General features: G+C 56.5%; 7 protein-coding genes. 5 read left to right on the top strand and 2 right to left on the bottom strand.

Annotation, left to right across the window (positions count from 1 at the left end):
- On the top strand, nt 1–2,329 hold a 2,329-nt coding region (locus R6V78_RS11545), incomplete at its 5' end, for a PAS domain S-box protein (RefSeq protein WP_410289512.1).
- Between the two features lie 33 nt (nt 2,330–2,362).
- On the opposite strand, the gene R6V78_RS11540 is transcribed toward R6V78_RS11545, so the two are convergent.
- Together R6V78_RS11540 and R6V78_RS11535 are read right to left on the bottom strand one after the other, a co-directional pair.
- Nucleotides 2,363–2,821, bottom strand: a complete 459-nt coding sequence (locus tag R6V78_RS11540) for a chemotaxis protein CheX (protein WP_410289511.1) — start codon at nt 2,819–2,821, stop codon at nt 2,363–2,365.
- A gap of 93 nt (nt 2,822–2,914) precedes the next feature.
- Entirely contained in the window at nt 2,915–3,295 is a 381-nt protein-coding gene (locus R6V78_RS11535; protein WP_410289510.1) for a PleD family two-component system response regulator, read from the bottom strand.
- Nucleotides 3,296–3,671: 376 nt separating this feature from the next.
- Between R6V78_RS11535 and R6V78_RS11530 the strand changes: the two genes are divergently transcribed.
- From R6V78_RS11530 to R6V78_RS11515, 4 genes are all read left to right on the top strand, one after another.
- On the top strand, nt 3,672–5,090 hold the full coding sequence (locus tag R6V78_RS11530; RefSeq protein WP_410289509.1) for a sigma-54-dependent transcriptional regulator: 1,419 nt from the start codon (nt 3,672–3,674) through the stop codon (nt 5,088–5,090).
- 361 nt (nt 5,091–5,451) lie between these two features.
- Nucleotides 5,452–5,943: a hypothetical protein gene (locus R6V78_RS11525; RefSeq protein WP_410289508.1), complete on the top strand. Its 492-nt coding sequence runs from the start codon at nt 5,452–5,454 to the stop codon at nt 5,941–5,943.
- A 63-nt stretch (nt 5,944–6,006) separates the two neighbouring features.
- Nucleotides 6,007–6,576, top strand: a complete 570-nt coding sequence (locus R6V78_RS11520; RefSeq protein ID WP_410289507.1) for a chemotaxis protein CheW — start codon at nt 6,007–6,009, stop codon at nt 6,574–6,576.
- A 69-nt stretch (nt 6,577–6,645) separates the two neighbouring features.
- Nucleotides 6,646–8,608, top strand: a 1,963-nt coding sequence (locus R6V78_RS11515; RefSeq protein WP_410289506.1) for a methyl-accepting chemotaxis protein, incomplete at its 3' end; no start/stop codon positions are given.

Genomic DNA, 8,608 nt, shown 5'->3' with positions numbered 1-8,608 from the left:
AAGTGAAAATGGCGATGTCATCGGCGTCGTTCTCATTTTTCGGGACATCAGCGAGAAATACCAATCCGAAGCGGCCCTTCGGCGGAGTGAAGCCAAACACAAAAAAATGATCTCCAATATTTCGGATGTCATTGCCATATTGGATGCCGACAGCATCATCCGGTACATAAGTCCAAATATTGAGAAATGGTTCGGCTGGGAGCCAAAAGACCTCATCGGCACCGATGGATGGGAAACGGTTCACCCGGATGACCGGGAGCGGATCCAGAAAGAATTCAACACCCTGCTTGGGCGTGACCAAGCCGAAAGAAAAACGGAATACCGGTTCAAGTGCAGAGACGGCAACTACAAGTGGATTGAACTGACCGCCGTCAATCTGGTCCAAGATTCGATGATCAACGGCATATTGGTGAATTATCACGACGTCACCGACCGTAGCCGGGCCGAAGCGGCCCTGCGCACGAGCGAGGAGAAGTTCCGGTTGACCTTCAACGCAAGCCCGGATGCGGTAAACGTCAACCGGCTGGAGGATGGCCTCTATGTGGAGATCAACGAAGGCTTTACCCAGTTGACCGGCTATACCCATGACGATGTCGCCGGCAAGACATCTCTGGATATCAGTATCTGGCATGATCCCGCCGACCGGCAGAAACTGGCCCGCGGACTGCGGGAAAAAGGCTTTTACAGAAATCTCGAAGCCCGCTTTAAAAGGAAGGACGGCAGCCTGACCACCGCGCTGATGTCTGCCCGGGTCATTTCCCTGGAAGGTGAACCACATGTCATCTCCGTCACCCGGGACATCTCTGAACGCAAACAGGCCGAGGCCGAGCGTGAGCGGCTGCTCCTGGCCATTGAACAAGCCCATGAAGTCATTGTCATCACCGACGCTTCGGGAAAGATCCAGTACGTCAACCCGGCCTTTGGGAATATCACCGGCTACTCCTGCCGGGAAGCCATCGGCCAGAACCCGCGCCTGTTAAAAAGCGGTCGCCAGGATCGGGCGTTTTACAAGAACCTTTGGGATACCATCCTTGCAGGCCAACCCTGGTCCGGACGCCTGATAAACAAGCGCAAGGATGGCACGCTGTATACCTGTGAGTGTTCTATTTCCCCCGTCAAGGACAAAGCTGGAATCGTCACCAATTTTGTGTGGATGTCCCATGACATCACCAAAGAGCTGGAACTTGAAAAAAAAATGACCCAGGTCCAGAAGATGGAGGCACTTGGCGCCCTGGCCGGGGGCATCGCCAACGATTTCAACAACCTGCTTTTTCCGATTACCGGGATGTCCGAAATGCTGATGGAGGACCTCCCTGCGAACAGCATGAATCATGAACATGTTGCGGAAATATTAAAAGCCGCACACAGAGCCGGGGATCTGGTGAACCAGATTCTCTCGTTCAGCCGCCAGTCCGACCACCAGAAAAAACCGGTCAGGATCCAGCAGGTCTTGAGAGAGGTTCTCACGTTGACGCGCGCCACGATTCCATCAAATATCGAAATAAACCAAAAGATCCAAAACGATTGCGGGCTGGTCATGGCCGATCCCACCCAGGTGCATCAAATCGCTATGAACCTGATGACCAATGCCTTTCACGCCGTTGAGCAGAACGGTGGCAAGATATCCATAGCACTGGTGGAAACCAGTTTGCCCGATGGCAATGTCAAGCACACCCAACTCGAACCGGGGCGATACGCCCGAATGTCTGTTGCTGACACGGGGCATGGAATACCCCCGGAACTGTTGGGAAAAATATTCGAACCCTATTTTACGACCAAGCCCCAGGGAAAAGGGACCGGACTGGGCCTCAGCACGGTCTACGGAATAGTCAGGCAGCACAACGGTGACATCACGGTTGCCAGCCAGTTTGGCCAAGGGACCACGATGAATATCTACCTGCCGCTGATCGTCAAGACCGCCCCCGCTGAGGCCGCCGAACCGGCGGAATACGTTGAGACCGGCAACGAGCGCATCCTGCTGGTGGACGACGAGGAACCGATTGTGCGGCTTGGGCGACAGATGCTCGAACGCCTGGGTTACCGCGTCACATCGCGGGTCAGCAGCCTGGAGGCCCTGGAAGCGTTCAAGGCCAACCCCGACGCCTTCGATCTGGTCATCACCGACATGACCATGCCCAACATGACCGGCGATCAACTGGCCAAGGCCTTAATTTCACACAGACCGGATATTCCGGTTGTCGTCTGTACAGGGTTCAGCGAACGAATGGACCCGCAAAGAGCACAGGCCATCGGCATCAAGGGTTTTCTGATGAAGCCGGTCACTAAATCGGACATGGCGCGGATGGTTCGCAAGGCGCTGGATGGATGATATTGTCGAACAGCTTGAAGGCTGGGAAATTTGTCAATCCCGCTTTTGAATGGCCACATCAATGCACAGGCGCTCGGATCCGATTTCACAGGGAATGGTGATGATCGGCACGGTAGAAGGAAACGAAACCCGATGCTGACCGATGACCACACTTGGAACCGAAATCGAACAGTCCGCTTCAGGAAAATTGGATTTGGCGTTCCCGACGATCATGTTGGTGATTTCACCGATGGCATCAACCGCATCCGCATCAAAGGATTCAAAGGTTTCCTGGGTCAGCGCCGACGCCAACTCAAGGGCCAGTTTCTCCTTGAGACTGATCACCACACACCCCACGACAGGACCGGACAGCCCGATGATACAGCTGATCTCAAAGTCAGGCATCCGATTCTTTTTGATGCTCGGCTTATGGAGTGTAAAGGGTAAGGCGATCATCGTGGCGAACACATTCTTTATGCCAGCCACAAAGGGGTTGATATACCTGACATCCATCTGGTTGTTCTCCTTACTCGCAATCGTTGACGGCTTCGTTAATCGTTGACCCTGATCCACAAACATACGCCGGCACCCCAATAAGGCCTGTATTCAGGAAGCCTTTTTCAAACGCAGAATTTTGTTGACGCGTTCGATCAGTTCATCACCTTTGAAGGGCTTGACCATATAATCCTTGACGCCCAGCATGACCGCCCGGGTCACATTGGTCTTTCCCGACTCGGCCGTCAACATGATCACCGGGATCTCCTTCAGCGTCGGCTCTTCTTTCAATTTTTCGAGCATTTCCATACCCGTCATGACCGGCATGGTCACATCCAACAGGATCAGGTCCGGCTTTTCCCTTACGGCGACAGCCAGGCCCTCGACTCCGTTTCCGGCTTCAAAAAGCTCGCAATTATAGTCATTGAACGCTTTTTTGACGATTTTACGGATGGTATTGCTGTCATCGGTTGTCAAGATCTTATAGGCCATTTGACGAATACTCCTGTGATTTCCGGATAAAGGAACGATCCTTGGCTCACGGCAGTGCCCTGTTCAACAGGTGGATGAGTGTCCCCATTGTTTTGCGCCTGCATTATTGTTGAAATGGCTACAAATGGCGTGCCAGCATATGATTTTATTTAAGTCCGCCATTATCCATTAAGAAAACAATTACTTGAATAGTTGCATGCGGCCTTTTGCATCCGAATGGTGAAGTGAAATACGGAAAATCAGGACGACCCGTCCGGAAAATTCGGATTTTTTTCAGCAATCCCGGATAATGGGCTCAAGTGGATGGTCGATTGACCGATAACTCCATCGAACGGCAAACGATCCATGTGAACGCAAAACAACGGAACCGAGGCCAATGGAAAAAATTCTTATTATTGAGGACGACGACGCTGTCTTCAGAACCTTGGCGGCCCTGATTCAGCGCATGGGCTATGAGGCCGCCTGGAAGCCGACGTTGGAAGAAGGGTTACGCGAAGTCCGGGCCAACGCCTACGATGTGGTCCTGCTGGATGTTCATTTGCCCGACGGCTGTGGATTGGACACCATTGCTGAGATCCGACGCACACCCGCACAACCGGAAGTGATCATCATGACCGGATTCGGCAATGTAAATGGCGCCGAGATTGCAGTCAACAATGGCGCCTGGGATTACATTCAAAAAAGAGGATCGACCCAGGACATTACCCTTTCCCTGAAGCGTGTGCTGGAGTACAGAAAAGAGAAGGTGCGGCACGGTGCGGCACCGGTAGCCCTGAGTCTGAAGGGTATCGTGGGGGAAAGCAAGCCACTGACGGCCTGCTACGACCAGCTGGCCCAGGCTGCGGCCGGTGATGCCAATGTGCTCCTATCCGGGGAAACCGGTACAGGCAAAGAGATCTTTGCCCGGGCCATCCATGAGAACAGCCGCCGATCATCCCGAAGCCTGGTGGTGGTGGATTGTGCCGCCCTGCCGGAAACGCTGGTGGAAAGCCTGCTTTTCGGGCACGAAAAAGGGGTCTACACCGGCGCCGACAAGGCCCGGGAGGGTCTGGTGGCCCAGGCTGACGGCGGCACGCTTTTTCTGGACGAAGTCGGTGAACTGCCGCCGGCCATTCAGAAAGTATTTCTGCGCGTGCTTCAGGAGCGCAAATATCGACCCGTGGGGGGCCAAAGAGAGCTTCCCAGCAATTTCCGCCTGCTGGCCGCCACCAACCGGGATCTGGATCAAATGGTCGCAGACGGCCGTTTTCGTCAGGATCTGCTGTACCGCATCCGTACCATTGCGATCACCCTGCCGCCGCTGTGGGAGCGCGGCGAGGATATCAAGTTGCTGGCGGTTCACTACCTTTCCAAAATCGCCGGGCGTTACGGCGTCGAAAACAAGGGCATATCTCCGGATTTTATGGACGCCTTGAAACGCTACCCCTGGCCCGGCAATGTCCGCGAACTGGTCAATGCGCTGGAAACGGCCATTTCCAGTGCCGGGCCGGAGGCGACGCTGTACTCACGGCACCTGCCGCAAAACATCCGCCTGCATGTCATCCAGGGGGCCCTGGAACTGCCGCCCGGGACCGCGGCGATGACGCATCCCGTGCCTCCGGCGAAAGGTCTAAATCCGGCTCCGTTGACTACCTTTAAGGCCTTCCGCAAAGCGGCCGTTGCAAGCGTCGAACGCGAATACCTGCGCAGCCTTCTGGATCAGACCCAAAACAGCCTGAACGAATCCCTGAATATCTCCGGCCTGTCTCGTTCACGCTTCTACGAGCTGCTGAAGCATCATCATCTGGGCCTCTGAACGGCTTTGTCAGCTGGTCAGCGGTATTTTCTAGGTTTGCATGAGACTGAACCTTCATCAAGTATGGGTGCGTTCGTAAGTCACCATCCTGCCCCCTTCGGGCTGTCTTTGGTCCCCACCGTATGGATGCCCCGTCCCCATCCCGAAAACCTGGAGCCTGTCCGAATTTCCACGACACATTGTCCGGGATTCCCGGATTGAACACCTCACGCCTTCGTCCAAGCGTTTGTTGATTGAACGAGCAAATTATTTAAAAACAACATCTTACCTGTTTTTAAAACTGAATCTACGCGTTGGCACACCTTGTGATTAGTCTCCTGGTCAAGCGTGATCAGTGAAAAAGAAAAGCGGAAAGGTAAACGTGTCGACGATACTGATGAACCTGCTGGTATATGCATCCCAGAAAAAACAGCACCAACGCCTGCTGCAGGCGCTCAACGGATGCGACCACCGGTGCGCCCTGGAAACCTTCATGACCCTCCGGTCCCTCGGCCAGCGTCTGCGGCGGAACTGCGGCGGCGAGACATGGCTGGTGCTGGTCACCCAAAGCCCGCCGGAGCTTGCGCGCCTCTCTGCCTTGAGCGATCTGATTCTGAACACCCGAAGCATTCTGGTGCTTCCGGATCACCGCCGCGAAAGTGCGATTCTCGGGCATACGCTCTACCCCCGGTTCATCAGTTACCTGGACAGCGATTTCAGCGATGTCGGTTCGGTGCTGGAGACGGTCCTTGCCAGGATCACGGCCGGCCGAGAAGACCGCACACACCCTTCCCGCGGACCCGTTCCGGAGAAGGCGGGATTCGGCAACGACTTGATCACACGCATCGCCCGGCTTCATGGGCATGAAAACTAAGCGAGCTCATCGGTTTTCCGGTGTTCAGCGAACAGCATCAATCATAACCTCAGGAGGTTGTTTATGGCAAAGTCACAAGAGGCACCCGTGGACCGCGGCGAACTGCAGGCACAGATCAAGCAGGCCAATTCGCATGCGACGGCACAATGCGAACCCGGCAAAGCCCTGGATCGCGAGGGCAAGTATCTCACCTTCTCCCTTTCCGAGGAGGAGTACGGCATCGGCATTCTTAAAATCAAGGAGATCATCGGCATGATGGCCATCACCTCCGTGCCCCAGACCCCGCCCTTCGTCAAGGGGGTCATCAACCTGCGCGGCAAGGTGATCCCCGTGGTGGATCTGCGCCTGCGTTTCGGCATGAGCTCCATCGCTTACGACGAGCGCACCTGCATCATCGTGGTGGAGATCGGCGCCCACGGGGTCAACGTGGTCATCGGCATCGTGGTCGACTCGGTCAGCGAGGTCCTGAACATCAAGGGCGAGGACATCGAAGACACGCCGACCTTCGGCACGCGCCTGAACACGGACTACATCCTGGGCATGGCCAAGATGGACGGCAAGGTCAAGATCCTGCTGGACATCGCCGAAGTGCTCGGCGCCGATGACCTGGAGGCCATGGCCAAGGCCGCTTGATCATGCTGTCGCTTATAGCGACCCAATTCAGAAATGATTTTCAACCCTATCATTCATAAGGAGCGTAAAATGTTTAAAAATATGAAACTGAGTGCCAAGCTGATCGGCAGCTTCGTGATTGTCGCCGTGATTACCCTGGCGGTGGGCTTTGTCGGTTGGCGCGGCGTCAACGGCCTGTCCCACCACATCGTTGAAATTGGAGAGGTGCGGCTGCCCAGCATCCACAGCCTGATGGTCATCGAAAAGGAGGCTGAATCCGTAATCGTGGCCCAGCGCACCCTGCTGAATCCGGACCTGAGCCGCGAACACAAGGCGCAGCAATTCGAAAATATCCAGGCCGCCCGCAACCATTATGAAGCCGCCTGGAAGGTATACGAGCCACTGCCCCAGACCCCGGAAGAGGCGCAGCAGTGGAACAAGTTCGTCCCGGCCTGGGAGGCCTGGCGCCATGGGAACAACGAGTTCCTCAAACTGATCCAGGAGTTGGACAAGCTGGACCTGGGCAACCCCGATGCATTGAATGTAACCATCGAAATGATCCGCGGCGACCATTACAAACTGATGAGCGAAACATCCGACCTGGTTGCCAATGAGGTAACATTCCAGGGCGGTGAGGACCATTTGACCTGCGGGTTCGGCAAGTGGGTGGCCGGCTTTAAAACCCAGAACCCCACCATGAACAGCTTAATCGCCCAGATAACCGAGCCCCACCACCGTTTTCACCAGGCGGTGGCCGATATCAAGGCCGCCGTTGGCAAGGGCAACCTGGATAATGCCCGGCATATTTTCAGGAATGCCCTACAACCCGCGGCCCAGGGGTTTATGAAGGGTCTTTACCCGCTGCGCGAGGAGGCCCAGAAGGCCACTATCCTGTTTGATCAAGCCAGTCAGCATGCCATGGTGACGGCCCGCGAGAAAGAGACGGCGGCCATCGATCTGCTGGAGCAGATCGTCAAGATCAACGAGGATGCGGCCCACGTGTCTTCCGAGGAGGCCGCGATCGAGTCCGGCCGCTCCAAGACCATCGCCATCATCGGCATGATCGCCGGGTTTTTGGCGGCCCTGGCCTTCGGCATCTTTTTGAGCATATCGATCAACCGTGCCCTGAAGCGAATCATCGAAGGCCTCAGCGAGGGTGCCGACCAGGTGGCCGCAGCCTCCAGCCAGGTCTCCAGCGCCAGCCAGAGTCTGGCCGAAGGATCTTCCGAACAGGCCGCCTCCATCGAGGAGACCTCCTCGTCGCTGGAGGAGATGTCCTCCATGACCCGCCAGAACGCCGACAACGCCAGCCAGGCCGACACGCTCATGAAAGAGGCCAACCAGGTGGTGACCGCGGCCAACCAGAGCATGGGTGAACTGACCCGTTCCATGGTGGAGATTTCCAAGGCCAGCGAGGAGACTTCCAAGATCATCAAGACCATCGACGAAATCGCCTTCCAGACCAACCTGCTGGCGCTCAACGCGGCAGTGGAGGCGGCCCGGGCCGGTGAGGCCGGCGCCGGGTTCGCCGTGGTGGCCGACGAGGTGCGCAACCTGGCCATGCGGGCGGCCGACGCGGCCAAAAACACGGCCAACCTCATCGAAGGCACGGTCAAACAGGTCAAGGAGGGCGGCGAACTGGTCGGGCGGACCAACGATAATTTCAGCGAGGTGGCCAAGTCCTCGGCCAAGGTGGGCGAATTGGTGGCCGAGATCGCCGCCGCCTCCAGCGAACAGGCCCAGGGCATCAGCCAGGTCAACACGGCGGTCAACGAGGTGGACAAGGTGACCCAGCAAAACGCGGCCAACGCCGAGGAATCCGCATCGGCCTCCGAGGAGATGAACGCCCAGGCCGAACAGATGAAGGTCTTCGTGGCCGAACTGGTGGCCATGGTGGGATCGTCGTCCAACGGCAACGGCGCCAATGGCAACGCTAAACCAGTCGCCCAACGCCGGCGCACCCAGTTGCATCACACCTCGCCACACCTGCCCGCGCATGCCGGCAACGGCGGCAAGGCCAAAGGCAATCGCAAGGCCAAAGCCGAGATGCCCG

Source organism: Desulfosarcina sp. (assembly GCF_046496365.1).
GTDB lineage: Bacteria > Desulfobacterota > Desulfobacteria > Desulfobacterales > Desulfosarcinaceae > Desulfosarcina.
Note: the sequence above shows the minus strand (reverse complement) of the source record. Positions and strands in the feature narration are given on the sequence as shown.

What these genes read in the sequence shown, in the direction of transcription:
- R6V78_RS11520 (WP_410289507.1), top strand. Translation starts at nt 6,007, where the DNA reads ATGGCAAAGTCACAAGAGGCACCCGTGGACCGCGGCGAACTGCAGGCA.
- R6V78_RS11530 (WP_410289509.1), top strand. Translation starts at nt 3,672, where the DNA reads ATGGAAAAAATTCTTATTATTGAGGACGACGACGCTGTCTTCAGAACC.
- R6V78_RS11540 (WP_410289511.1), bottom strand. Translation starts at nt 2,821, where the DNA reads ATGGATGTCAGGTATATCAACCCCTTTGTGGCTGGCATAAAGAATGTG.
- R6V78_RS11535 (WP_410289510.1), bottom strand. Translation starts at nt 3,295, where the DNA reads ATGGCCTATAAGATCTTGACAACCGATGACAGCAATACCATCCGTAAA.